This is a genomic window from Pseudoduganella dura (assembly GCF_009727155.1).
In the GTDB taxonomy this organism is placed as follows: Bacteria; Pseudomonadota; Gammaproteobacteria; order Burkholderiales; family Burkholderiaceae_D; genus Rugamonas; species Rugamonas dura.
In genome coordinates this window covers 6,736,012-6,761,565 of the sequence record NZ_WNWM01000002.1, presented here as the reverse complement: position 1 = coordinate 6,761,565, position 25,554 = coordinate 6,736,012, and the positions used below count along the sequence as shown (strand labels likewise).

The 25,554-nt window shown below is 66.3% G+C and carries 20 protein-coding genes; 11 read left to right on the top strand and 9 right to left on the bottom strand.

Features of this window, described 5'->3' with window-relative positions; genetic code table 11:
- The first annotated feature begins 282 nt into the window (after window positions 1–282).
- From GJV26_RS29130 to GJV26_RS29100, 7 genes are all read left to right on the top strand, one after another.
- Window positions 283–1,545, top strand: coding sequence for an ABC transporter substrate-binding protein (locus tag GJV26_RS29130; protein WP_155712042.1), 1,263 nt, complete (start codon window positions 283–285; stop codon window positions 1,543–1,545).
- A 71-nt stretch (window positions 1,546–1,616) separates the two neighbouring features.
- Window positions 1,617–2,450 carry a carbohydrate ABC transporter permease gene (locus GJV26_RS29125; RefSeq protein ID WP_155712808.1) on the top strand — a complete coding sequence of 278 codons (834 nt, stop codon included), beginning with the start codon at window positions 1,617–1,619 and terminating at the stop codon, window positions 2,448–2,450.
- 14 nt (window positions 2,451–2,464) lie between these two features.
- The gene (locus tag GJV26_RS29120) at window positions 2,465–3,358 is read left to right on the top strand and encodes a carbohydrate ABC transporter permease (RefSeq protein WP_155712807.1); all 894 of its coding nucleotides are present in this window, start codon (window positions 2,465–2,467) and stop codon (window positions 3,356–3,358) included.
- Between the two features lie 7 nt (window positions 3,359–3,365).
- Window positions 3,366–4,421 (top strand): ABC transporter ATP-binding protein, encoded by a 1,056-nt coding sequence (locus tag GJV26_RS29115; RefSeq protein ID WP_155712041.1) that lies wholly within the window; start codon window positions 3,366–3,368, stop codon window positions 4,419–4,421.
- A 152-nt stretch (window positions 4,422–4,573) separates the two neighbouring features.
- Window positions 4,574–5,965, top strand: coding sequence for a 30S ribosomal protein S12 methylthiotransferase RimO (gene rimO / locus GJV26_RS29110; protein WP_155712040.1), 1,392 nt, complete (start codon window positions 4,574–4,576; stop codon window positions 5,963–5,965).
- A gap of 125 nt (window positions 5,966–6,090) precedes the next feature.
- Window positions 6,091–7,257 (top strand): cystathionine beta-lyase, encoded by a 1,167-nt coding sequence (locus tag GJV26_RS29105; protein ID WP_155712039.1) that lies wholly within the window; start codon window positions 6,091–6,093, stop codon window positions 7,255–7,257.
- A gap of 136 nt (window positions 7,258–7,393) precedes the next feature.
- A complete protein-coding gene (locus GJV26_RS29100; RefSeq protein ID WP_155712038.1) occupies window positions 7,394–8,815 on the top strand; it encodes a cytochrome B6 in 1,422 nt (473 codons plus the stop codon).
- Between the two features lie 87 nt (window positions 8,816–8,902).
- Here the strand turns inward: GJV26_RS29100 and GJV26_RS29095 are convergent, their stop codons facing one another.
- The 3 genes from GJV26_RS29095 to GJV26_RS29085 all read right to left on the bottom strand — a co-directional run bounded on the left by GJV26_RS29095 (window position 8,903) and on the right by GJV26_RS29085 (window position 9,966).
- Window positions 8,903–9,259 (bottom strand): DUF4870 family protein, encoded by a 357-nt coding sequence (locus tag GJV26_RS29095; protein WP_155712037.1) that lies wholly within the window; start codon window positions 9,257–9,259, stop codon window positions 8,903–8,905.
- A gap of 78 nt (window positions 9,260–9,337) precedes the next feature.
- Window positions 9,338–9,577 carry a hypothetical protein gene (locus GJV26_RS29090; protein ID WP_155712036.1) on the bottom strand — a complete coding sequence of 80 codons (240 nt, stop codon included), beginning with the start codon at window positions 9,575–9,577 and terminating at the stop codon, window positions 9,338–9,340.
- Between the two features lie 2 nt (window positions 9,578–9,579).
- On the bottom strand, window positions 9,580–9,966 hold the full coding sequence (locus GJV26_RS29085) for a c-type cytochrome (RefSeq protein ID WP_371866542.1): 387 nt from the start codon (window positions 9,964–9,966) through the stop codon (window positions 9,580–9,582).
- A 90-nt stretch (window positions 9,967–10,056) separates the two neighbouring features.
- Between GJV26_RS29085 and GJV26_RS29080 the strand changes: the two genes are divergently transcribed.
- Both GJV26_RS29080 and GJV26_RS29075 read left to right on the top strand, forming a co-directional pair.
- Complete coding sequence (locus GJV26_RS29080; protein WP_155712035.1) at window positions 10,057–10,554, top strand: TspO/MBR family protein; 498 nt, start codon at window positions 10,057–10,059, stop codon at window positions 10,552–10,554.
- A gap of 78 nt (window positions 10,555–10,632) precedes the next feature.
- Window positions 10,633–11,838 (top strand): CaiB/BaiF CoA transferase family protein, encoded by a 1,206-nt coding sequence (locus tag GJV26_RS29075; protein ID WP_189441787.1) that lies wholly within the window; start codon window positions 10,633–10,635, stop codon window positions 11,836–11,838.
- 40 nt (window positions 11,839–11,878) lie between these two features.
- Here the strand turns inward: GJV26_RS29075 and serB are convergent, their stop codons facing one another.
- From serB to GJV26_RS29050, 5 genes are all read right to left on the bottom strand, one after another.
- Window positions 11,879–12,721 carry a phosphoserine phosphatase SerB gene (serB, locus tag GJV26_RS29070; RefSeq protein WP_155712804.1) on the bottom strand — a complete coding sequence of 281 codons (843 nt, stop codon included), beginning with the start codon at window positions 12,719–12,721 and terminating at the stop codon, window positions 11,879–11,881.
- Between the two features lie 23 nt (window positions 12,722–12,744).
- The gene (mfd, locus tag GJV26_RS29065; RefSeq protein ID WP_155712034.1) at window positions 12,745–16,191 is read right to left on the bottom strand and encodes a transcription-repair coupling factor; all 3,447 of its coding nucleotides are present in this window, start codon (window positions 16,189–16,191) and stop codon (window positions 12,745–12,747) included.
- A gap of 191 nt (window positions 16,192–16,382) precedes the next feature.
- Window positions 16,383–18,410 carry a hypothetical protein gene (locus GJV26_RS29060; protein WP_155712033.1) on the bottom strand — a complete coding sequence of 676 codons (2,028 nt, stop codon included), beginning with the start codon at window positions 18,408–18,410 and terminating at the stop codon, window positions 16,383–16,385.
- 243 nt (window positions 18,411–18,653) lie between these two features.
- Window positions 18,654–19,481, bottom strand: a complete 828-nt coding sequence (locus tag GJV26_RS29055; RefSeq protein WP_216643182.1) for a PP2C family protein-serine/threonine phosphatase — start codon at window positions 19,479–19,481, stop codon at window positions 18,654–18,656.
- 28 nt (window positions 19,482–19,509) lie between these two features.
- Window positions 19,510–21,894: a penicillin-binding protein 1A gene (locus tag GJV26_RS29050; RefSeq protein WP_155712032.1), complete on the bottom strand. Its 2,385-nt coding sequence runs from the start codon at window positions 21,892–21,894 to the stop codon at window positions 19,510–19,512.
- Window positions 21,895–22,001: 107 nt separating this feature from the next.
- Here GJV26_RS29050 and GJV26_RS29840 point away from each other — a divergent pair, with 107 nt between their 5' ends.
- Window positions 22,002–22,178: a hypothetical protein gene (locus GJV26_RS29840; protein ID WP_173346304.1), complete on the top strand. Its 177-nt coding sequence runs from the start codon at window positions 22,002–22,004 to the stop codon at window positions 22,176–22,178.
- A gap of 116 nt (window positions 22,179–22,294) precedes the next feature.
- Complete coding sequence (glpD, locus tag GJV26_RS29045; protein WP_155712031.1) at window positions 22,295–23,842, top strand: glycerol-3-phosphate dehydrogenase; 1,548 nt, start codon at window positions 22,295–22,297, stop codon at window positions 23,840–23,842.
- 59 nt (window positions 23,843–23,901) lie between these two features.
- Here glpD and GJV26_RS29040 read toward each other — a convergent pair whose 3' ends face one another.
- Entirely contained in the window at window positions 23,902–25,401 is a 1,500-nt protein-coding gene (locus GJV26_RS29040; RefSeq protein WP_155712030.1) for a peptide MFS transporter, read from the bottom strand.
- Window positions 25,402–25,554 lie beyond the last annotated feature (153 nt).

Sequence of the window (25,554 nt, the reverse complement as noted above, 5' to 3'; positions counted from 1 at the left end):
CGGTTTTCGCATCCGTCACGATGTTCCCATGCGCCGCCATGCCGTTCCCGCGCTCGTTGCGCCCGGCACAATCACGTTGACGCTGCATTTGCGCTGCTGATACTATTGGCAACAATAAATGGAATCGATTCCAATCGCCGCGCGACACGCTGCGGCGCCGGTCGCGATCCTGCCCACGGGCGGAAAATTTGCACCGGTCCCCGCAAACTTTTCTGCCGACGAGCCCGTTTCACTTATCATGAACACATACCAATAAGGCACCCCAGGCGCCACGGAGACAAGATGAGCAAGGCAACGACAGGCACCGTCGCGGGGGCGGTGCTGGCGCTGACGCTGGCGGGACCCGCGCGGGCGGCCGCACCGGTGCCGGCGCCGCTGAAGGCGACCGTGTCGCACTGGTGGACGTCCGGCGGCGAGTCGGCCGCGATCCGCCAGTTCGCCGACGCGTTCAACCGGGCCGGCGGCCAGTGGATCGACCAGGCGGTGGCCGGCGCCGACCAGTCGCGCGCCTCGACGATCAACCGCATCGTCGGCGGCAACGCCCCCGTGGCCGCGCAGTTCAACACTTCCAGGCAGTTTCGCGACATCGTCGACCAGGGCCTGCTGAACAACCTCGACGACGTGGCCGCGCGCGGCAACTGGGACAATATCCTGCCGCGCACGATCATCGACGCCATCAAGGTCGACGGCCATTACTATGCCGCGCCGGTCGATATCCACATGCCGGCCTGGTTCTTCTACTCGAAGGCGGCCTTCGCCAGGGCCGGCATCAAGGCCGAACCGGCCACGTTCGACGAGTTCATGCAGCACCTCGACCTGTTGAAGCGGGCTGGCCTGATACCGCTCGCATTCGGCGGCCAGGTGTGGCAGGAAAAGATCCTGTTCGACGCCGTGTTCGCGCTCGTGGGCGGGCCGGCGCTGTACCTGAAGATCTATCGCGACCGCGACGTGCGGGCCGTGCACTCGCCGGCATTTCGCGACGTTCTGGTGAAATTCAGGCGCCTGCGGGCCTACACCGACCCCGGCGCGCCGGGCCGCAACTGGAACGATGCGACGGCGCTGGTGGTGTCCGGGCGGGCCGGCGTGCAGATCATGGGCGACTGGGCCAAGGGCGAGTTCACGACGGCGGGGCAGGTGGCCGGCCGGGAATTCGGCTGCTTTCCCGGCTTCGGGCCGAAGGCGCCCTACGTGGTCGCCGGCGACGCGTTCGTGTTCCCGAAGACCGGCAAGCCCCACGTGGTGCGGGCGCAGAAGCTGCTGGCCACCGTGATGACTGCGCCCGGCCCGCAGGCCGAGTTCAGCGCGCGCAAGGGCTCGATTCCGATCCGGCCCGACGTGGACATGTCGAAGCTGGACCTGTGCGCCAGGAAGGGCATCGAAATCATGGCCGACAAGTCGCGTCAACTGCCCAATACCGAGATGCTGCTCGACCCGGATCTGAACGGGGCGCTGCAGGACGTGCTGACGAACTACTGGAACCGCGACGACACGCCGGAGCGCGCGCAACAGGCGTTCGCACAGGCGATGAAGGACAACACGTGGTAGCGGCGCGCCGGCGGCGCGGCCGCGCGGCGTGCGGGTTGGCGTCCTTCCCGGCGTATCTTGCCCTGCTGCCGATGGCGCTCACCGCGCTGGGCGCCTATGTGCTGACGTTCCTGTGGACGGCGCGCGTATCGCTGTCGTCGGCGCGGATCTTCCCGACCGGCGACTTCGTCGGCCTGGGCCAGTACGAGCGCCTGTTCCGCAATGCGCGCTGGCTGCTGTCGCTGCAGAACCTGGCCGTCTATGCCCTGCTGTTCATCGCCGCCTGCCTGGTGCTCGGCTTCCTGCTGGCCGTGTTCATCGACCAGCAGGTGGCCGGCGAAGGCGCGCTGCGCACGGTGTTCCTGTATCCGTATGCGATGTCGTTCGTGGCCACGGGCCTGGTGTGGCAATGGATACTGAACCCCGAACTGGGCATCCAGGGCGTGGCGCGGCGGCTGGGCTTCGGCGGCTTCACGTTCGACTGGATCGTGCGGCAGGAAACCGTGCTGTACACGGTCGTCATCGCCACCGTGTGGCAGGCCTCGGGGCTGGTGATGGCGCTGCTGCTGTCCGGCCTGCGCGGCATCGACGCCGAACTTTGGAAGGCGGCGCGCATCGACGGCATCCCGAAGTGGCGCGTCTACCTGTCGATCGTGCTGCCGATGCTGTGGCCGTCGCTGTCGACCGCGTTCATCCTGCTGTTCGTGATGGTGGTGAAGCTGTTCGACGCCGTGGTGGCCATGACCCAGGGCGGCCCCGGCACGGCCAGCGAGGTGCCCGCCAAGTTCATCATGGATTACCTGTTCGGCCGCGCCAACGTGGGCCTGGCGTCGGCCGCGTCGATCGTGCTGCTGCTGACGGTGCTGGCCATCGTCGCGCCGTTCTGTTATGCCCGCAGCAGGGCGCTGCAACGGAGCGGCGGGTGAAGCGGGACTGCGACCTGGCGGTGCTGCCGCCGGCCGCCAGGGTGCGACCGCGCAAGCCGCTGCTCACGCCGGCGCGTCTCGGCATCTACGCGTTCCTGCTGACGGCGGCGCTGTTCTTCCTGGTGCCGCTTTACGTGATGCTCGTGACGTCGGTGAAGCCGATGGCGGAAATCCGCCTCGGCAACATCTTCGCGCTGCCGCTGGCGCCGACGTTCGAGCCATGGCGCAACGCCTGGCAGGCGGCATGCACGGGGCTCGAATGCGAAGGCATCCGCGGCGGCTTCTGGAACTCGGTGAAGATCACCGTGCCCAGCGTGCTGCTGTCGATCGCGATCGGCGCCGTCAACGGCTATGCGCTGTCGTTCTGGCGGCCGCGTGGCGCCAACGCGCTGTTCGCGGTGCTGATGATCGGCGCCTTCGTTCCCGGGCAGGTGCTGCTGTATCCCCTGGTGCGGGCACTGGCGGCGGCTGGCCTGTACAGTTCGCTGCCGGGCATCGTCCTCGTGCACCTGGTGTTCGGCATGCCGATGATGACGCTGCTGTTCCGCAATTACTACGCGGCGCTGCCGCAGGAACTGTTCATGGCCGCGCGGATCGATGGCGGCGGCTTCTGGCGCATCTTTTATTCGCTGATGCTGCCCATGTCGGCGCCTGTGATGGCGGTGGCCGCGATCATGCAGGTGACCAACATCTGGAACGATTTCCTGCTCGGCCTCGTGTTCGCGGGATCGGACAACCTGCCGATGACGGTCCAGCTGAACAACATCATCAACACCACGACCGGCGAGCGCCTGTACAACGTGAACATGGCCGCCACGCTGCTCACTTCGCTGGTACCGCTCGCGCTGTATTTCTTCTCCGGCCGCTGGTTCGTGCGCGGCATCGCCAGCGGCGCAGTAAAGGGATAAGCACTCCATGGCCAACGTTTCCATCCGCAACCTGCAGATCCGCCTGGGCGCCAGCAACGTGATCGATTCGCTCGACCTCGATGTCGGTGCCGGAGAATTCGTCGTGCTGCTGGGGCCTTCCGGCTGCGGCAAGTCCACGCTGCTGCACAGCATCGCCGGCCTGAACGACGCGTCGGCCGGCAGCATCCGTATCGGTGGCCGCGACATGACGTACGCCGACCCGAAGGACCGCGGCATCGCGCTGGTGTTTCAGTCGTATGCGCTGTATCCGACCATGAACGTGGAAGCGAACATGTCGTTCGGGCTGCGCATCAACGGCACGCCGAAGGCGGAAATCGCGCGGCGCGTTGCACGGGCGGCCGAGATGCTGCAACTCGGGCCGCTGCTCGGGCGCAAGCCGGGCGAGCTGTCCGGCGGCCAGCGCCAGCGGGTGGCGATCGGGCGCGCGATCGTGCGCGAGGCCGACGTGTTCCTGTTCGACGAGCCGCTGTCGAACCTCGACGCCCAGCTGCGCACCGAGCTGCGGCGCGAACTGAAGCACCTGCATGCGCGGCTGGGCGCGACGATGATCTACGTGACGCACGACCAGGTCGAGGCGATGACGCTGGCCGACCGCATGGCCGTCATGAAGGGCGGCGCGATCCAGCAGTTCGACACGCCGGACGCGGTCTATCGCGCGCCGGAAAACCTGTTCGTCGCCACGTTCCTCGGCTCGCCGGGCATGAACCTGTTCCATGGCAGGCTCGATTGCTCGGACGGCGTGTGGTTCCGCAACGATCACCTGGCGCTCGATGTCTCCCGTTACCCGTTCCGCCAGGCGCCTGCGGAGGGCCGGCGCGTGGTGCTCGGCGTGCGGCCGGAAGATGTCGACGTGCGCGCCGACGGCGCTTGCCGCGCACCGGTCACGCTGGTCGAGGCGATGGGTGCCCACCGCGTGCTGTGGCACGGCTTCCACGGCCGCGAAGTGGCCGCCATCGTCCCCGACGGCCGCCCCGGCGGCGCGTTCACGCTACGGCCCGACCACATCTCGCTGTTCGACGAGGCCACCACCCTGCGGCTCTGACCAGTGGCTGTAACAGGCATGCCGCAGCCGGAAGATGTGGTGCCGGACACCATTCATGGTGTCGGACACCGGTTCTTCCATGCACTGCCCATATCGCATGCAGCCCACATCAGGTAAAATAGCCGATTGGTCCCGACATTCGTTGTTAAAACATGCAATCTCAGCCACTTTCCCGTCTTACCAAGCCCGCCGATGGATCGCCAGCACCGAAAGTGGGCTTTGTCTCGCTCGGCTGCCCGAAGGCGCTGGTCGATTCCGAACAGATCCTCACGCAACTGCGCGCCGAAGGGTACGAGACCGCCAAGTCGTACGCCGGCGCCGATCTCGTGATCGTCAATACCTGCGGCTTCATCGATGCCGCCGTGCAGGAATCGCTCGATGCGATCGGCGAAGCACTGGCCGAGAACGGCAAGGTCATCGTCACCGGCTGCCTGGGCGCCAAGAAGGATACCGATGGCAGCGACCTGATCCAGAAAATCCACCCGAAGGTGCTGGCCGTGACCGGCCCGCACGCGGTGGGCGAGGTGATGGCGCAGGTGCACACGCACCTGCCGAAACCGCACGAGCCGTTCATCGACCTGTTGCCGCCGCAGGGCGTGAAGCTCACGCCGAAGCACTACGCCTACCTGAAGATTTCCGAGGGCTGCAACCACCGCTGCTCGTTCTGCATCATCCCGTCGATGCGCGGCGACCTGGTGTCGCGCCCGATCGGCGAACTGATGATCGAGGCGGAAAACCTGTTCAAGGCCGGCGTCAAGGAACTGCTGGTGATTTCGCAGGACACGTCGGCCTACGGCATCGACGTGAAGTTCCGCTCCGGCTTCTGGAACGGCCGCCCGGTCAAGACGCACATGACGCAGCTGACCGAGGCGCTGGGCCAGCTGGCCGCGCAGTACGGCGCCTGGGTGCGCCTGCATTACGTGTATCCCTACCCGCACGTGGATGAAATCATCCCGATGATGAGCGGCGGCCACATCCTGCCTTACCTCGACATCCCGATGCAGCACGCGCATCCGGAAGTGCTGAAGCGGATGAAGCGCCCGGCCTCCGGCGAGAAGAACCTGGAACGCATCCTGAAGTGGCGCCAGATGAACCCCGACCTGACGATCCGCTCGACCTTCATCGCCGGCTTCCCGGGCGAGACGGAAGCCGAGTTCGAATACCTGCTGGACTTCCTGAAGGAAGCGCAGATCGACCGGCTGGGCTGCTTCGCCTACTCGCCGGTGGAAGGCGCGACCGCCAACGAGATCGCCAACCCGGTCCCGGAAGAGCTGCGCGAAGAGCGCCGCGGCCGCGTGATGCTGCTGCAGGAGGAGATTTCGAAGGCGCGCCTGAAGGCCAAGATCGGCAAGACGGTCCGCGTGCTGATCGACGAGCTGACCCCGACGGGCGCGATCGGCCGCTCGGCCGCCGATGCGCCGGAAATCGATGGCGTGGTGCATGTCAAGAAGCCGTTCGAGCCGAATAAAAAGCTGGCGGTCGGGCAGTTCTACGATGTCGGGATCACCCGCGCCGATGCGCACGACCTGTGGGGGGAAGCGTAACCCGATAGGGGGCGCTTCCGGCTGACCGGCTGAACGCAGGCTGCAACGAGCCAGCGGCTACAATGAAGGGCGGACCATGCGGTCCGCCTTTTTTTATTCCCGCGCAGTTGGAGTTGAGCCCATTCATGACGACCAAAAAATCCCCGCAGACCTCGCTGATCCACGCCGATTACCAGCCGCCGGCAGGCTTCGGCGCGTTCCCGCCCGCCATCCATCATGCCTCGACGGTGCTGTTCCCCAACGTGGCGGCGCTGCGTTCCGGTAACTGGAAAGACAAGAGCGCGTACACCTATGGCCTGCACGGCACGCCCACCACGTTTACGCTGGAGGCGCGCCTGGCGCAGATCGAGGACGGCAAGGATTGCCTGCTGGCGCCGTCGGGCCTGGCCGCGATCGCGATGGTCGACCTGGCGCTGCTCAAGACCGGCGACGACGTGCTGCTGCCCGATAACGTGTACAACCCCAACCGCGTGCTGGGCAACTGGCTGCAGGATGCGATGGGCATCACCGCGCGCTACTACGATCCGCTGGTGGGCGCCGGCATCGCGGCGCTGATCGGGCCGAACACGAAGCTCATCTGGACCGAGGCGCCGGGTTCCGTGTCGATGGAAGTGCCTGACCTGCCGGCGATCTGCGCGGCGGCGAAGGCGAAGGGCGTGGTCGTCGCGCTGGACAACACCTGGTCCGCCGGCATCGCGCTGCGCGCGTTCGACCTCGGCGTCGATATCGTCGTGCAGGCGCTGACGAAATACCAGTCCGGCGGCGCGGACGTGCTGATGGGCGCTGTCATCAGCCGCGACGACAAGCTGCACGAGCGCCTGTCGCTGTCGCACATGCGGCTCGGCTACGGCGTCGGCGCCGACGATGCCTACCTGGTGATGCGCGGCCTGCCGACGATGAAGCTGCGCTTCGACGCGCACGACGCCGGCGCGCGCAGGGTGGCCGCGTGGCTGAAGACGCGGCCGGAAATCACGAAGGTGCTGCACCCGGCGTTCGAGGATTGCCCGGGCCACGAGATCTGGAAGCGCGACTTCACCGGCGCCGGCGGCCTGTTCTCTGTGCTGTTCGACGCCCGCCATACCGAGGAGCAGACCGACCGGTTCGTCGACGCGCTGAAGCTGTTCAAGATCGGCTACAGCTGGGGCGGGCCGAACAGCCTGTGCGTGCCGTACCGCATCCAGGGCATGCGCCGCGGCTGGCCGGATGCCGGCATCCTGGTGCGCTTCAATATCGGGCTCGAAGACCCGGCGGACCTGATCGCCGACATCGAGGCGGCGCTGGCGCTGCTCTGAACCGCGCTCTTAGCCCGCGCCTATCCCGGCGATCAATCAATTCAATCGTTCCCATCCTTTAAATTGACGTTGCCGACTGCTTTAATGAACACAGGAGATTGCTGAGCCCCTTTTACACAACAACAAAGGAGGAGTGATGAATGCTTCGAAGCTGTTCGTCAGGAGTGCGCTTGCCGCCGCGATCGCGCTGATCCCGGCCCTGGTGTGGACGCAGGATGCCAGGCCCAAGCCGCCGCCATCTCCTCCGCAGGCGCCGACCAGCTATTCGAAGGTCGACATCACCGAGCCTTTCAACGTCACGCTGGAACGCATGAAGGCGGCTCGGCCCGCCATCGAGCGGCGCCAGCAGGACTTGCTGGCGCAGCGCTACGACCTCGCCAACCGTCCCGCGGCGGGCGTGACGATGTTCCGCGGCAAGCCCGTGCAGGAGGGCGTGCGCGTGAAGCTGCCGACGGGCGTCAGCTGGCAACAGCTGGCCGGCATGAGCCCCGACGATATCAAGGCGAAGGGGCTGTATCCGGCCGGCTTCCTGCCGCTGTCGCACCCGAACCATCCCGAAGGCGGCATGCTGTTCCCGCAGTTCCACATCGACGAGATCCTGCGCCAGGAGGCGCGCGACCTGAACCGCTTCGACCTGGGCTTCGACCTGCCGGACCACATCCTGCCCGAGTTCCCGGCGCCGATCTTCCTTACCACGCACCCGGAAATGGGCGACGTGTCGAAGGGCCAGCTGCTGACCATCGACAATTTTTACGCGATCTTCAATGGCATCCTCAATCCGAAACAGATTGAGGGCCTGCGCCTGCTGCTCACGCCGTTCCCGCAGCAGCAGTTCAACCAGACGGAAGACCGGCGCTCGGTGCGGCCCAGCCGTGGCGTCACGTGCTTCGACTGCCACGCCAACGGCCACACCAACGGGTCCACGCACCTGGTCGGCGATATCCGGCCTCAGGAACTGCGGCACCGGATCGAAACGCCCACGCTGCGCGGCGTGAACGTGCAGCGCCTGTTCGGTTCGCAGCGCGCGCTGAAGACCGTGGAGGATTTCACCGAGTTCGAACAGCGCGCCGCCTATTTCGACGGCGATCCGGTGATCGCCACGAAGAAGGGCGTCAACGTGCTCGAACGGGGCAGCCAGGTGCAGTTCATGGGCGAGTTCCAGGCGCTGCTGGACTTCCCGCCGGCACCGAAGCTGAACGTGCTGGGCAAGCTCGATCCGAAGAAGGCCACGGCGCAGGAGCTGCGCGGCGAGGCGGTCTTCAACGGCAAGGGCCAGTGCGTCACGTGCCACGCGGCGCCGTACTACACGGACAACCTGATGCACGACCTGAAGACGGAACGGTTCTACAAGGTCCAGATGGTGAATGGCATGAAGGCGGTGGGCGATGGCAAGATCAAGACCTTCCCGCTGCGCGGCATCAAGGAATCGCCGCCATACCTGCACGACGGGCGCCTGATCACGCTGGAAGACACGGTGGAGTTCTTCAACCTCGTGCTGGAAACGAAGCTGACGGATGGCGAGAAGGCCGACCTGGTGGCGTTCCTGCGGGTGCTGTAGAAGGCTGCTGTAAAAGGGTGCTGCGGAAGAGCGGGGAGCCGCGGCCGCGGCTCCCTGTGGACCGATCAGATCGGCGTCAGCGTGTCGTCAGATCGGCTCGTTGTTGTTCAGCGCGATGAAGCCGCGGATCAGCCGGTAGGCCTTCCACAGCCAGGCGCCGGCGAACACGATCCACGCGAACAGCAGGCCGACGATCGTGAACACGAGAATCCAGCCCACCGCCATCCACACCATGTACCACCAGAACGAGCGGATCTGCCAGCCGTGATGGCTGTGGACGAATGTGCCGTCCGTTTCCGGGCGTTTCACGTAATTGAAGATCAGCGGAATGAACGACAGCGCGCCGAGAGTAAACAGCACGCTGAGGCCATGCGCCACGTACAGCCACTGAGCCCAGCTCTTGGCCGAGTCGGTGCGGTTATCGAGAACCAGATCCTGAGCCATCGTGCACTCCATGTATGAAAGGAAGGCACAGTCTATAGCAATTTTGCCAAGTTCGGTGCACGGCGCGCTGCCGCCGGCCTACGACTGGTCGCTGGCGCTGTACTCGGCGGCGGCCTTGGCCGACCACAGCGCTTCCTTCTCCGATGGATAGGGCTCGTCGTAGCCTTCGATGCTGCCGTCGTCGCCGACGAACCACAAGGTCCAGCCGCCTTCGACCTGCTGGATGGCGATGTCGCCCGGGCGGCAATGGGAACCCGGCTCCTCGCCGGTATCGAGGGTAACGATGCGGGTGCGGCGGTGCGTGATCGTGGTCGGCATGATTATTGGTATTGACGCAGGTAGGCTAGCAGGTTGGCGATCTTGCGCTCGTCGGAATAACCCCAGAGGCGCATCTTCGTGCCCGGCACGACATCGTCCGGATCGCGCAGGAACGCGGCCAGCGTCCTGTCGTTCCAGACAACCGGCGATTTCTTCATCGCCGCGGAATAGGCATATTGCGTGCTCCCGGCGCGGCGGCCGAACAGGCCGTTCAGGTGCGGCCCGAACGCGCCGCGCGCGGCCGGGCCGACCTGGTGGCACGAAGCGCAGGCCCTGAATGCCGCCGCGCCGGCCTTCAGGTCGGCGGCGGGAGCGGCGGCAGTGGCAGGGGCGGCGTTGGCATGCACGGCAAGCACCATGTAAACGAGGGCGAGGCTGGAGCGGATCATGCCCTCGATTATAGACCTGCCGCGCGCCCGTGCGACGCGCACGCGGCGCGCCTGCTACAGTTGGCATTCTCTCAACAGCGCACTTCTTCCATGAATACACACCGCCTTGCCGTCAACATCAAGAGCCTGGCCGGCTGGCTGCTCGTCACGTTCGCCGCCGCGGCGCTGGGCGCCTGGGCCTCGCGCGATGCGCCGCAATTCTACGCCGCGCTGAACAAGCCGGACTGGGCGCCGCCGGCCGGCGTGTTCGGCCCCGCGTGGACCGTGCTGTACCTGCTGATGGCGATCGCGGCATGGCAGGTATGGCGCGTGCGCGGCTTCTCGACCGCGCCGCGCACGCTCGGCCTGTATCTCGTGCAACTGGCCGCCAACGCCCTGTGGAGCTGGCTGTTCTTCGGCTGGCACATGGGTGCCGCCGCATTCGCCGAGGTGCTGCTGCTGTGGGCACTCATCCTTGCGACCACGATCGCGTTCTGGAAGGTGCACCGCCTCGCCGGCGCGATGCTGCTGCCTTACCTCGGCTGGGTCACCTTCGCCAGCGCGCTCACGTTCGCCTGCTGGCAGCGCAATCCGCAATTGCTGGGCTAGGCAAGCTTGCTGCTGGACGGAACCGCCGCCGTTGTCTATCCTCCCACGACCTGGAAAAACAAGTGGAGGAGAACACAAGTGGAAGAGAAAACGAGCGGACCCCTGGCAGGCATCAAGGTGATCGAGATCGGCGCGCTGATCGCGGCGCCGTTCGCGGCGCGGCTGATGGCCGAATTCGGCGCCGATGTGGTCAAGATCGAGGCGCCCGGCGACGGCGACCCGATCCGCAAATGGCGCAAGCTGCACAATGGCACATCGCTGTGGTGGTACCTGCAGTCGCGCAACAAGCGTTCGGTGGCGCTGAACCTGAAAAGCCCGGAAGGCATCGCGATCGTCAAGGAGCTGGCCGCCGGTGCGGACGTGCTGATCGAAAACATGAAGCCGGGCGCGCTGGAAAAGCTGGGCCTGGGCTGGGACGTGCTGCATGCGCTCAATCCGAAGCTGACGATGGTGCGCATTTCCGGCTACGGCCAGACCGGCCCCTACAAGGACCGCCCCGGCTTCGGGGCGATCGGCGAGGCGATGGGCGGCATCCGCTACACCACGGGCGAACCGGGCGGCGTGCCGGCCCGCGTGGGCGTCAGCCTCGGCGATTCGCTCGCGTCGCTGCACGCGGTGATGGGCGCGCTGATGTCGGTCCTGCGCGTGAAGACGGGGCAGGGCGACGGCCAGGTGGTCGACGTGTCGCTCGTCGAGAGCGTGTTCAACCTGATGGAAAGCCTGGTGCCCGAGTACGACCTGCTGGGCCACGTGCGCGAGCGCAGCGGCGGGGCATTGCCGGGCATCGCGCCGTCGAATTCCTATCCCACGCGCGACGGCGCCTACGTGGTCATCGCCGGCAACAGCAATCCGATCTACAGGCGCCTGATGGCGGTGATCGGCCGGCAGGACCTGGCCGACGATCCGCAATTCGCGCAGAACGACGGCCGCGCCGCCCAGGCCACGCTGATCGACGCGGCAATCGCCGGGTGGACGTCGCGCCATCCGATCGAACACGTTCTGGCGGAACTGGAAACGGCCGCGGTGCCGGCCGGCCGCATCTACTCGGTGGCCGACATCGTCGCCGATCCGCACTACCAGGCGCGCGACATGATCCTGCGCCACCGGCTCCCCGACGGCGTGGAGGTGGCCATGCCCGGCATCGTGCCGAAGTTGTCCGAGACGCCGGGCGCGGTACGCTGGCAGGGCCCCGCGCTGGGCGAGCACACGGATACCGTGCTGGCGCAGCTGGGCATGACGGTGGCCGACATCGCGCGGCTGCGGGAAAACGGCGTGGTGCAGTAATCCACCGGCCGGGAGAGGGGCCGGCGGCGGCTGTTTGCATTCAGCCGAGCAGGTTCAGGATGCCGTCCAGCCCCACGTAGTTCAGTGCCACGGTGGCCTGCTCGCGCACCACGGGCTTGGCGCGGAAGGCCACCGACATGCCGGCGATGCCCATCATCTTCAGGTCGTTGGCGCCGTCGCCCATCACGATCGCCTCGTTCGGCGAGATGCCCAGCGTGGCGCATACCTGCTCGACGGTGGCGCGCTTGGCCTCGGCGTCGACGATGTCGCCCAGCACCTTGCCGGTGAGCTTGCCGTCGACGATTTCCAGCACGTTGGCGCGCGTGAAGTCGAGGCCGAGCAGGGGTTTCAGGCGATCGGTGAAGTAGGTGAAGCCGCCGGAGACCAGCAGCGTTTTCAGGCCGGCCACCTGCACGGCCCGCAGCATGCGTTCGGCGCCCGGCGACAGGCGCAGGCGTTCCTCGAACACGCGCTGCAGCGCCGAGGCATCGAGCCCTTCGAGCAGCGCCACGCGGCGGCGCAGGCTTTCGGCGAAATCGAGTTCGCCGCGCATCGCCGCCTCGGTGATCGCCGCGACCTGCGGTTTCAGGCCCTGCATGTCGGCGATCTCGTCGATGCATTCGATCGTGATCAGCGTGGAATCCATGTCCATCGCCACCAGTTTGTAGTCGGCCAGGTGCTGCGAGCCCATCATGTAGGTCGCGTCCAGCTTGGCCGCGTGGGCGGCCACTTCGATCGTCTGGCGCAGCGCGGGCGAAAAGCTGATGCCTTCGCAGCGCAGCGCGGTATCGGAAACGCGCGCGATGCGCTTCGGCGCCGCCAGGGCGGCGATGCGCTCGAGGCGGGGGTAGCAGTCGTCCAGGCCCTGCAGGACGAGGTTCATCGTGATGTCTTGTACTTGGTTCATCAGGCTGTCAGTTGTTTGATGGCGGTCTTGATCTGCGCGACGCGTGCGGCCAGGTCCGGCATGTTCGCGGTGATCTTCAGTTTGTCCTGCCCGTTCAGCTTGATGTGCTTGTGCTTCTGGATCAGGGTGATGATGCGCATCGGGTCGATGGGCGGTTGCGGCATGAATTGCAGGTTCGCTGCCTCTCCATGGGCATCGATTTTAACAATGCCGACCGTCTTTGCGGAAATTCGCAGCCGGTGCGTCTCGATCAGCGCCTTGGCCGGCTCCGGCAGCTTGCCGAAGCGGTCGATCAGTTCTTCCTGCAGGCCGTCGATCGCTTCCTGCGACGTGCAGTTGGCCAGGCGCTTGTAGATCGACAGGCGCTCGTGCACGTCGCCGCAGAAATCGGCCGGCAGCAGTGCCGGCACGTGCAGGTTGATCTCGGTGGTGGTGGCCAGCGGCGCCGCCAGGTCCGGCTCCTTGCCGGCCTTCAGCGCGCGTACCGCTTCGTTCAGCATGTCGGTATAGAGCTGGAAGCCCACTTCCAGCATCTCGCCGGACTGGCTTTCGCCCAGCACCTCGCCGGCACCGCGGATTTCCAGGTCGTGCATGGCCAGGTAGAAGCCGCTGCCCAGTTCTTCCATCTGCTGGATCGCGTCGAGCCGGCGCTGCGCCTGTTTCGACAGCGATTGCAGGTCGCTCACCAGCAGGTAGGCATAGGCCTGGTGGTGCGAGCGGCCCACGCGGCCGCGCAATTGGTGCAGCTGCGCCAGGCCGAACTTGTCGGCCCGGTGCATGATGATCGTGTTTGCCGTGGGCACGTCGATGCCGGTTTCGATGATCGTCGTGCACAGCAGGATGTTGTAGCGCTGCGCCACGAAGTCGCGCATCACCTTTTCCAGGTCGCGCTCGTGCATCTGGCCGTGCGCCACGGCGATGCGCGCTTCCGGCACCAGCTCCGTCAGCTGCGCCAGCCGGTTCTGGATCGTGTCGACCTCGTTGTGCAGGAAATATACCTGCCCGCCGCGCTTCAGTTCGCGCAGGATGGCTTCGCGGATGATCGATTCGCCTTCGCTGCGCACGAAGGTCTTGATGGCCAGGCGCTTTTGCGGCGCGGTGGCGATCACGGAAAAATCGCGCAGGCCTTCCAGAGCCATGCCCAGTGTGCGGGGAATCGGCGTGGCCGTCAGCGTCAGCACGTCGACCTCGGCGCGCAGGGACTTCAGCGCTTCCTTCTGGCGCACGCCGAAGCGGTGTTCCTCGTCGATGATGACCAGGCCCAGGCGCGTGAATTTCACGTCCTCGGACAGCAGCTTGTGGGTGCCGATCACGATATCGAGCGTGCCGTCGGCCATGCCCTTGATCGCGTTGGCGATCTCCTTGCCGGTGCGGAAACGCGACATTTCCGCGATCTTCACGGGCCAGTCGGCGAAGCGGTCGGCGAACGTTTGCGCATGCTGCTCGGCCAGCAGCGTGGTCGGCGCCAGGATCGCCACCTGGCGCCCGCCCATGACTGCGATGAACGCGGCGCGCAGCGCCACCTCCGTCTTGCCGAAGCCCACGTCGCCGCACACCAGGCGGTCCATCGGTTTGCCCGAAGTCATGTCGCGCATCACGTTCAGGATCGCGGCGGCCTGGTCGGGCGTCTCGTCGAAGCCGAAGCTTTCGGCGAAGCGTTCGTAGTCGTTCGACGAATATTCGAACGCGTGGCCCTGGCGCGCCGCGCGCCGCGCATACAGGTTCAGCAGCTCGGCCGCGGTGTCGCGCACCTGCTCGGCCGCCTTGCGCTTGGCCTTGTCCCACTGGCCGGAACCGAGCGAATGCAGCGGCGCGTCTTCCGGCGCGCTGCCGGAGTAGCGCGAGATCACGTGCAGCTGCGACACGGGCACGTACAGCTTGGTGTCCTTCGCGTATTCCAGGTGCAGGAACTCGGTCTCGCCTTCGCCCAGGTCCATGCTGATCAGGCCCATGTAGCGGCCGATGCCGTGGTTGATGTGCACCACCGGGTCGCCGATCTTCAGCTCCGACAGGTCGCGCACCATCGACTCGACCTGCGTGACGGCTTCCTGCTTCTTCTTGCCCACGCGGCGCCCGGAGCCGGCGTACAGCTCGGTTTCCGTGACGAACACCAGCGTCTCGCCGGCGCGCAGTTCGAAGCCGGCCTGCAACGGCGCCACGCCCAGCACGAAGCGGTCGTGCGACGCGATGAATCCCGCATAGCCGTCGACCAGCGCGGGATGCAGGTCGAACTCGGCAAAGTACTGCTGCAGCGTTTCGCGGCGCCCGTTCGAATCGGCGCAGATCATCACGCGCAGGTCCGGGCGCAGCGCGTAGGCGCGCAGGTTAGCCAGCGGATCGTCCAGGTGGCGATTGACGGCCACGTTCGGGATCGGCGCCGACAGTTCGGACGGCTCGCCGTCGGGGCTCTTGCCGATCGTGAGCCGCGCATGGGCCTTTGCCAGCGTGAAGAATGCCTCGTCGCGCAGGAAGATCGCTTCCGGCGGCAGGATCGGGCGCTCGCGGTCCGCTTTCAGGAACTTGTAGCGGCTCTCGGTATCGTTCCAGAAACGGCGGATCGCGCCGTCGATATCGCCCACCAGCGCCAGCGCGGCGCTGTCCGCGCCATCGGGCAGGTAGTCGAACAGCGTGGCCGTCTCTTCGAAGAACAGCGGCAGGTAATACTCGATGCCGGCCGAAGCGATACCGCTCTTGATGTCCTTGTAGACCACCGAGCGGGAAGGGTCGCCTTCGAATGTCTCGCGCCAGCGGTTGCGGAACGTGGTGCGCGCCGCCTCGTCCATCGGGAATTCGCGGCCCGGCAGCAGCCGCACCTCGTTCACCGGGTACAGCGAGCGCTGCGTATCGGCGTCGAACGTGCGGATGGTTTCGATGGTGTCGCCGAACAGGTCCAGCCGGTAGGGCAGCGCGGAACCCATCGGGAACAGGTCGATCAGGCCGCCCCGTACCGAATATTCGCCGGGCGACATCACCTGGGTCACGTGCGTATAGCCGGCCAATGTGAGCTGGGCCTTCAGCTTCGCCTCGTCGAGCGATTCGCCCTTCTTGAAGAAGAACGTGTACGCCGCCAGGAACGACGGCGGCGCCATGCGCACCAGCGCGGACGTGGCCGGCACCAGCATCACGTCGCACTGGCCGCTGCGGATCTCGTGCAGCGTGGCCAGGCGTTCGGACACCAGGTCCTGGTGCGGCGAGAACGCGTCGTACGGCAGCGTTTCCCAGTCGGGCAGCAGGTGGCAGCGCAGCTCGGGCGCGAACCACGGAATCTCGTCGAGCAGGCGCTGGCCGTCGCTGGCCTGCGCCACCACGATGGCCAGCATGCGGCCCTGGCTTTTCAGCTGGAGCGCCGCCTGTGCGAGCGCATAGGCGTCGGAAGAACCGTACAGCGCGGGTAGCGCGAAACGGTTGCCGGGTTTGGGGAGAGCTTTTGTCAGGTCGAAAGGCATGCGGCAGGGAGGCTGACTGTAACGAAGGCCGCAGGGGCGCGGCAAGGCAATATTATAGTCGATGCACCGCTGCGGCGTCGTCCGTCAGGCGCGTACCGCCGGGGCCGCCGCCGAGTGTGCGCCGGTGCCTGCGTTGGGTGGCGTCGGGAGGGATTCGAACCCTCGTCTTCCCCTGGGGGGATATCTTTACGTTAGAAGACCGTTGCCGTTTGATCGGAATGCCAGGTAATTGGGACATTGCGCTTGCGCCAGCGCCGGTGCCACGAACTGCCCCGATCTTCCCATTTCCTGATGCGAGACCGGAAGAGGAGGGCATGGCCGGCCTGTTCGATGCGCAAGGTAAGCTCTTGCAGGACCTGCGGATGATCATATCTGACCGCCAGTCCGGCCGCAAGATCGTACAGGCGGAAACTTGGCGAACTTCTCTTGCGCAGCTTGCTATGGCGATGCTTGAAAGCGATATCGTGGCGGATGCCGTTCAACAGAAGTTCGCACGCCGGCAACACTCGGGCCTGCCGGTTGCCATCCTTCGCCAGCAGGCGCAAGGCCGCCTGCTCGAAGGCCCAGGACGCGGTCGACAAGGCAGCCCTTTCCGTTCCGGCCAGCGTCGCGCGTTCGCTGGCGGGGCTTTCCGGATCCGCCACGTCGACGAGCCATGACGGAAAATCGGCGCCTTTCGCGCCGCGCAGCCATTTGTACGGCGGCACCGCCGAAGCGGAGAGCTGCCTGGGAATCGCGCCGCCTTTTCCGCTTCGTCCCTGCCCGTTGACATAATGCAGCACCGCGGCACCGGTCCTTGCCTCGGCCTTCCGGTAGAACCCGGGCCGTTTCAGTGTTGGCGCACTCGCTTTCCGGCGCGGGAAGCGGGGCTCGCGCCTTGCATTCGCCTGCGCAGGGGTACTGCCGTGCACCATCCAGAAGATGCCCGCGAGACCCGCGGCGATGGCGCCGCCCAGTACGGCGCGCCGCCCCGTGATGCCCTGGGCCGTACCGGCCGGCAGCCCGCGCAGCCATGACTGCGTGGCAAGCAGCAGAGGCACGCTTCCGATCACGACGACTATCGGCAATGCGCCATGGGCCGCTCGCAGAACATGGCCTGGCAGCCAGAAGGCGACGGCGCATGCCCCTGCGCCCGCCAGGAATGCGAAAATCGCCGGCTTTGCCCCGGCGGCCGGCTGCACGGCGGCGGTACCTGGCGTGAAAGACATGGAAAGCAGCAGGGTGACGAGCCATGCGCCGGCCAGCAGCAGCAGGCACAGGGCAATGGCGGCCAGTGCCCGCCATGTCATTGCGCCCTGGTATGCCGTGATCGCGATGCCTGTCCATGCAACCCGCAAGAGCATCGCCCATGCCAGCACGGCGAGGGGCGCGAATACGCCGCCGGCGCGGTGACGCGCCTGCTCGTTCCCGGCGGCTGGCGTTGTCCAGGCCGCAACGGCTTCGCTCCGGGCGGCGATGAGCCATGCAATGGCGAATCCGCCCCAGAGAACCGGCGCGAGCAGCGGTGTCGCCCGGAATTTCAGTCCCAGCAGTTCGAAGCTGACATCGGCGTCCGTGACCAGCTTCGCCGCGTGTGTCCTGGCATCGGCCAACGCGATCCTGTAGGCGGCCTCGCCGTCTTTCAGTATCTCCGCCTGGCGCTCGCGGAGAACCTGCTGCTTCCTGTCGGTTTTTTGGTCGAGCCGGATTTCGGCAACACAGAAATTGTGGAGCCGGTCGAACGCGCTCTCCAGGTTGCTGCCGGCAATCGCCCTTGCACGCTTTATCGCGCTTGTGGCGCCCGCCAGGTTCGGGATGTGGACAGTCACCTCCCGGATGTCGCCGGCCACTTTCGGCGGCAGCCGGCACTGGCATGGCCTGGCCGGGTTGCACGATTCGGCCAGCCTGCCGCCGCCGAAGATATCCCAGGTTTTCACGAAGCCCCTGTACAGCGTTGCACGTTCCGCATCGCGCCTCTCCGGGGTGGGGTACGCCCGCTCGAACGATTCCAGTTCGAGCAGCGCCACTTTTTCCGCTTCCACCAGGTTTTGCGCTGCCGCGACCTGTCGGTCGGCCTCCTGGCGTTGCAGGTTGACGGTCGCGAAACGGCCTGCCACGTCGTGTACCTTGCGCCACGTCGGTTCGATCCCGGACAGCCAGGCGACCAGCAGCGCTGCCAGCCAAAGCAATACCGTCCGGCTGGGAACGGCCGCGCCTTCAGATGATGAAACCGTCGCCATGACATGCCCCCATCGTGGTATTGATCGGATTTCAAGGCAGATATGCGGCGCGCGTCGAGGCGCGACCCGTGGCGGCCGGCGCGTTTCCGCACGCTGGCGCGGTGCCATGCTATCGCTTTGGTAGTGTCCAAAAGCAATAACCTTGAACGATTCTGACACCGTTGCAATGCCGCGGACAACAGATTTTTCATGACCGGCCGCACGTTGTGGCTGCGCTGGTACCGCCGGTTCTCGCGGGCGGGACTATCCGGCGCGGCAGCGCAGCAGCAGCGCGGTAATGTTGTCCCGGCCGCCGTCGCGCCTGGCCATCGCCACGAGCTCGGCGCAGCAGGCATCGAGATTGTCGTCGCGGGCGCGGGAAACGATCGCCGCGATCGCGGCCTCGTCCGAATCGCCGTACAGGCCGTCGCTGCACAGCAGGTAGACATCGCCCGGCGCCAGCACCCGCGCCGTCAGCTGCGGGTCGACGGCGGCGGTCGGGCCGATCGCCTGCAACAGCAGGTTGCGCGGCGGCAGCGGCCCCGGTGCGCCCACGTCGAGCGCCTGCTGGTACAGCGTCTGGTCGCGGGTCAGCTGTTCCAGCTTGCCGCCGCGCCAGCAATACAGCCGGCTGTCGCCGACGTGGAAGATGAAGGCCGGGCCGTGTGGCGCGGGCTGCCACATGCCGGTCAGCGTCGTGCCCATGCCCATGCCGTCGGCCCGGTTGCGCGCGACATTGGCTTCGTAGATCCGCGCGTTGGCGAATGCGACGGCGTCGTGCACGGTGACCATGGCTTTCGTCGTGGCGCCGGCCCACGTGGCATCGGGGTCGGCGGCGGGATCGAAGGCGCCATCCCGGGCGGATGCGGCGGCGATGAAGCCGCACAGCAGCGTGATGGCGTCGGCGCTGGCGATCTCGCCGCCCGCGTGGCCGCCCATGCCGTCGGCCACGGCCAGCAGGCCGAGTTCGGGAGCTATATGAAAATTGTCCTGGTTCGAGACGCGTACCATGCCCACGTCGGTCATGCCGAATGCGACGCCCATGCCGAGCGCGTGGTACTGCGACGGCGATAACTGCTTCCAGCTGCCCAAGATGACTCCCGTGGTGAAGATCGATACGTCAGTTTACATAGGGTGACGGCGCCGGCTCGGGCGGCGCCGGCTCCGCGGCGTCGGCCGGATCAATCGGGTCCGCGCCATCGGGCATGCCCGGTTCGATGTCGATCGTGCGCACGGCCGGATCGTTCGCATATTCTTCATACACCCAGTCGTCGTTCACCTGCACCACACCCTCGGGTACCGGCCGCTCGACGATGGGTCGCCCGGCCAGCGCGGTGCGCATGTAGTCGATCCAGATCGGCAGCGCCAGCGTGGAGCCGAATTCGCGGCCGCCCAGCGACTTCGGCTCGTCGTAGCCCATCCACGCCACGGCCACGATGCCGCCGCCGTAGCCGCCGAACCAGCCGTCGAACGCATCGCTGGTGGTGCCGGTCTTGCCGGCGATGTCGGGTCGGCCGATCCGCTGCACCGCCGCCGCGCCGGTGCCGGTGCGCGCCACTTCGTGCAGCATGCTGTCCATGATGAAGGCGTTGCGCGCGTCGAGCACGCGGGCCGATTCGTCCGGCTGGGCCGGCCGTTTCGCGGCACGCAGCACATTGCCGTTCGCGTCCTCGACGCTGGCGATCAGGTAGGGCTGCACGCGGTAGCCGCCGTTCGCGAACACGGCGTAGGCACGGGCCATCTGCAGCGGCGTGACGGCGCCGGTGCCCAGCGCCATCGTCAGGTTTTCCGGATGGCGCGTCAGGTCGAGACCGAAGCGGCCCAGGAAGTCGTGCGCATACGGCACCGTGACGGCGCGCAGGATGCGCACCGAAGGCACGTTCTTCGACTTGGCCAGCGACACGCGCATCGAGATCGGGCCGTCGAACACGAAGTCGTCGTTCTGCGGGCGCCACGGCTCGCCGTTGGCGCCGCCGGGCAGTTCGAGCGGTACGTCGCCGATCAGCGTGGCCGGGCCGTAACCCTTTTCGACCGCCGCCGAATAGACGAACGGCTTGATGGCCGAACCGGGCTGGCGCCACGCCTGCGATACGTGGTTGAATTTCTGCAGGTTGTAGTCGAAGCCGCCGACCAGGGAGCGGTAGGCGCCGCTGACCGGGTCGATCGACACGAATGCCGCCGCCACCTGCGGCACCTGCGTGATCGCCCAGTTCCTTTTGCCTTTCGCCACGCGGATTACCGCGCCGGGACGGATGCGCACCCCTTCTTTCGCCTTCGACGACAGCGCCGATGCGGCCAGCTTCAGGCCGTCGCCGGTGATCGTCACGTCGTCGCCGTCGGCCGTTTCGGCGCGCACTTCGCGGGTGCTGGCCGACAGCACGACCGCCGGGATCAGGCCGTCGCTGGCCGGCCGGGCCGACAGCGCGCGGTCGATCTCCTCCTCGCGTTCCGCGTCATCTTCCGGCAGCATGATGAATGCCTCGGGCCCGCGGTACCCGTGCCGCTGGTCGTAGGCGATGACGTTGCGGCGCACCGCCTCATAGGCCGCATCCTGGTCGGCGCTCAGGATCGTGGTGCGCACCACGATGCCGCGCGTATAGGTCTCTTCCTTGTATTCGTCGTAGGCGGCCTGGCGCGCCAGTTCGGCCACGTATTCGGCATGGGTATCGAATTGCTGGCCCTTGCGGCTGATGCGCAGCGTTTCGTTGCGGGCTTTTTCATACTGGGCGTCGGTGATGTAGCCCACGTCGAGCAGCCGGCGCAGCACGACCTGCTGGCGTACCTTGGCGCGCTTGAAATTGGTGATCGGGTTGTGGCGCGCCGGATTCTTGGGCAAACCGGCCAGCATGGCGATTTCCGCGATGGACAGCTCCTTCAGCGGCTTGTCGAAGTAGGTCTGCGCGGCCGCGCCGAATCCGAACGTGCGCTGGCCCAGGTAGATCTGGTTCATGTACAGCTCGAGGATGTCGTCCTTCGACAGCGCATCCTCGATCTTGTAGGCCAGCATCACTTCGTTGAGCTTGCGGGAAATGACCTTCTCGCGCGTCAGGTAGAAGTTGCGGGCAACCTGCATCGAGATCGTCGATCCGCCCTGGCGGAAGCTGCCCGACAGGTTGGACTTGATCGAGCCCGGCACGCGCAGCCAGTCCACGCCGCCGTGTTCGTAGAAGCGCGTGTCCTCGATCGCGAGCACGGCTTTCTTCATCATGTCCGGAATCTGTTTCACCGGCACGAAATCGCGGTGCTCCTCGCCGAATTCGCCGATCAGCACCTTGTCGGCGGTGTACACGCGCAGCGGTATCTTCGGCTTGTAGTCGATCACGGCGTCGAGCGCGGGCAGGCGCGGCCGCACGATCAGGAACAGATAGCCCAGCAGGGCGAGAGTGGCGAGAAGACCGGCGGCAGCGGCGGCGATCAGGCCGAACACGGCGTTGCGGCGGTTCAGCCAGGAAGGAAGATTGCTCAAGACTTGGTTTCCACGGTTGCAGGGTTGGGCGCGGGCCATTATAGACCAGCGCATCCGGGCTGCCGTTCGTGGCCCGGGTACCACACTGTTGCCCCGCGATGCCACCCGGGTCTTGAAAAACCGCCATGTGTGCCGAGGTAAGGATCATGCTCAAGTCCAAACTGAACTGGCGGCGTCCGCTGTTCTACCTCCTGCTGCCGGTACTGCTGGTGATGGTATTCCTCGGTTTTCCGCTGCCGGTCGCGCCGCCGCCGGCCATCAAGCCGGCCCAGGAGCAGTCCGATACGGTCAAAAAGCGCAAGGGGCACGGAGAGGGTGGCTGAACCGGGCAGGGAAACGCCCGCTTTTTCCTCCTTGCACAGACAACCCTTGATATCGTATCTTCATAGCCGTATCTTCATGGAAATATCAAGGCCAACTACAGCGAGTGGGGAATCCAATGACAGCGGCAAGGCAGGACGTCGATTGCGACGTGTTGGTGGTCGGTGGCGGCATCAATGGCGCGGGCATCGCCCGTGACGTGGCGGGCCGCGGTCTGTGCGTGGCGCTGTGCGAACGCGACGACCTGGCCGCGCACACGTCGTCCGCTTCCACGAAGCTGATCCACGGCGGCCTGCGCTACCTGGAGCATTATGAATTCGGCCTGGTGCGCAAGGCGCTGGCCGAGCGCGAGGTGCTGTTGCGCGCAGCGCCTCACATCATGCGGCCGCTGCGCTTCGTGATGCCGCAGACGGGCCAGCGCCCGGCGCTGCTGATCCGCGCCGGCCTGTTCCTGTACGACCGGCTGGCGCGGCGCGAGCTGCTGCCGGCGTCGGAAAGCATCGTGCTGTCGGGCCACCCGGCCGGGCGCGCGCTGAAACCTGCGCTGGAGCAGGCGTTCGTCTATTCGGACGGCTGGGTCGACGATGCACGCCTGGTGGTGCTGAACGCCGTGGACGCGGCGCAGAAGGGGGCCTGCATCCTCACGCGCACCGCCTGCACGCAGGTGCGCAGGGAAGACGGCGTATGGCGTGTGACGCTGCGCAAGCCCGACGGCACGCACAAGCAGATCAGCGCGCGCTGCATCGTCAACGCGGCCGGGCCGTGGGCCGCGTCGTTCCTGGACGGCGCGCTGCACCGGCCTGCGTCGGCCCATCTGCGCCTGGTGAAGGGCAGCCATATCGTGGTGCGGCGGCTGTTCGAACACGACGACGCCTACCTGTTCCAGCACGACGACGGCCGCATCGTCTTCGCCATTCCCTACGAGGGGGAGTTCACGCTGATCGGTACCACCGACGTGGAATACACCGGCGACCCCGGCGCGGTGGCGATCGACGAGGACGAGATCGGCTACCTGTGCGGCGTGGCCAGCCATTATTTCAGCGCCCCGGTCCAGCCTGCCGATGTGGTGTGGAGCTACGCGGGCGTGCGCCCGCTGCTGGACGATGCATCGGCCAAGGCCAGCGCCGTGACGCGCGATTACCGGCTGCAGCTGGACGAAGCGCCGGCACAGCGGCTCGCGCCGCTGCTGACCGTGTTCGGCGGCAAGCTGACCACTTACCGCAAGCTGGCCGAGGAGGGCGCGGACCTGGTCTGCAAGGCGCTCGGGCACCGCGCCGGTGCGTGGACGGCCGGCACCTGCCTGCCCGGCGGCGACCTGTTCGGCGCGGAGCCGCAAGGCCGCTCGGTGCTCGAATTCGACGGGTGGCGCTCGCGGCTGCAGGTGCACTACGACTGGCTGGACTGCGCGCTGATCGCCCGCTACGCCAGGGCCTACGGCACGCGGATCCATTCGCTGCTGCAGGGGCGCGCCGCGCTGCCGGACATGGGGGAACAGGTGCTGCCGGGGTTGTACGAGGCGGAACTGGCCTACCTGCGGCGCCACGAATGGGCGGTGACGGCGGAGGATATCCTGTGGCGGCGCACGAAGCTGGGGCTGCATTTGCCGGCGGATGCGGCGGCGGTGCTGGATGCCTGGCTGCGGGCGCATCCGCTGGCGCCGAAGTAAGGACGGCACCAGGTAAAACGGCGGCCCAGGGCCGCCGTCTCGTCACGCGTACAGCGCGATCACTTCACGCCGTGCATCAGTTTCTGGATCAGCGGTGCCAGCAGGAACAGGATGGCGCCGCCGATGACCAGCGACCAGAAGCCGAAGTTGTAGCCCGACAGCGCCGACGCCACCGACATGCCCGACTCGCCGGACACGTGCGAGGCGAAGATGCCGGACAGGTTGTTGCCGATGCCGGTCGACAGGAACCAGCCGCCCATGCCCAGGCCCACCAGGCGGGTCGGCGCCAGTTTCGTCACCATCGACAGGCCGATCGGCGACAGGCACAGCTCGCCGATGGACTGGATCACGTAGACCATGAACAGCGTCCAGAACGGGATCTTGCCGTCGACGACCATCGTCTGCAGCGCGAACACCAGCAGCAGGAACGCCAGGCCGTTGAAGATCAGGCCGAGGCCGAACTTGCGCGGAATGGACGGCTCGACGTTGCGCCGGGCGCTGAAGATCCAGATCGCCGCGATGATCGGCGCGCAGGTGATGATGGCGATCGAGTTCACGCTCTGGAACCACGCGGTCGGGAAGGTCCAGTCGCCGAAGGTGCGGTTGACGATGTTCTCGGCCAGGAACGTGAACGAACTGCCGGCCTGCTCGAAGAACATCCAGAACAGGATGTTGAACGCGAAGATGATCATCATCGCCCATACTTTATCGCGCGCGACCGGGCCGTTGCGGTAGCCCTCGACCAGCAGCATCACCGCCAGCAGGATGAACAGCACGGTCAGCACGCCCTGCAGCTGCTGCGCGCCCACGGCCAGCAGCGCGTAGACGACGGGGATCACGAGCAGCGCGCCGAGCACCACGTATACCACGCGGGCCACGCCTTGCGCCTGCGGCTCGGGCATGCCGATGCCCTTGAGCTGGGCGCGGCCGATGTAGAACCACACCAGCGAGACCAGCATGCCGATGCCGGACGCGATGAACACCACCTTGTACGCCGGCGTGTCGCCGGTATTGAATACGTACTGGGCCAGGTATTGCGTGAGGATCGGGGCGATGAACGCGCCGGCGTTGATGCCCATGTAGAAGATCGTGAAGCCGCTGTCGCGCCGCGAGTCGGCGACCGAGTACAGCTTGCCGACCATCGTCGAGATATTCGGCTTGAACAGGCCGTTACCGGTGATGATCGTGGCCAGGCCGACCTTGAACAGCGTGGGGTCGGGCAGCGCGATCATGAACAGGCCGGCGGCCATGAACGTGGCGCCGACGAGGATCGAACGCTGGTAACCGAGCACACGGTCGGCCACGTAGCCGCCGAACAGCGCCGCGGCATACACCAGCGCGAGGTAGGAACCGTAGGTGAGGTTCGCGTCGGCTTCCCCGGACGAGGCGCCGCCGTGGAACTGCGCCACGATGTACAGCACCAGTGCCCAGCGAATGCCGTAGAACGCGAAGCGCTCCCAGAATTCGGTCATGAAGAGCATCCAGAGCGGAGCGGGATGCCCTAATATCTGCTTGAATTCGGGGATGGCCGTGTCAACTGCCTTGCTTGATCCGCTCATGCGGCATCTCCTGGAAAAAAAGTCGCCATTGTAATGTACCCCTGCAAATTGTCGACCGATTCATGTGGTGCGACGCACCAATGTGGTCCGTTTGTAAAGATTGCATTACCCGTATCGCGCCGATGTCGTATATTGGCAGGCGTACGGGGGCAC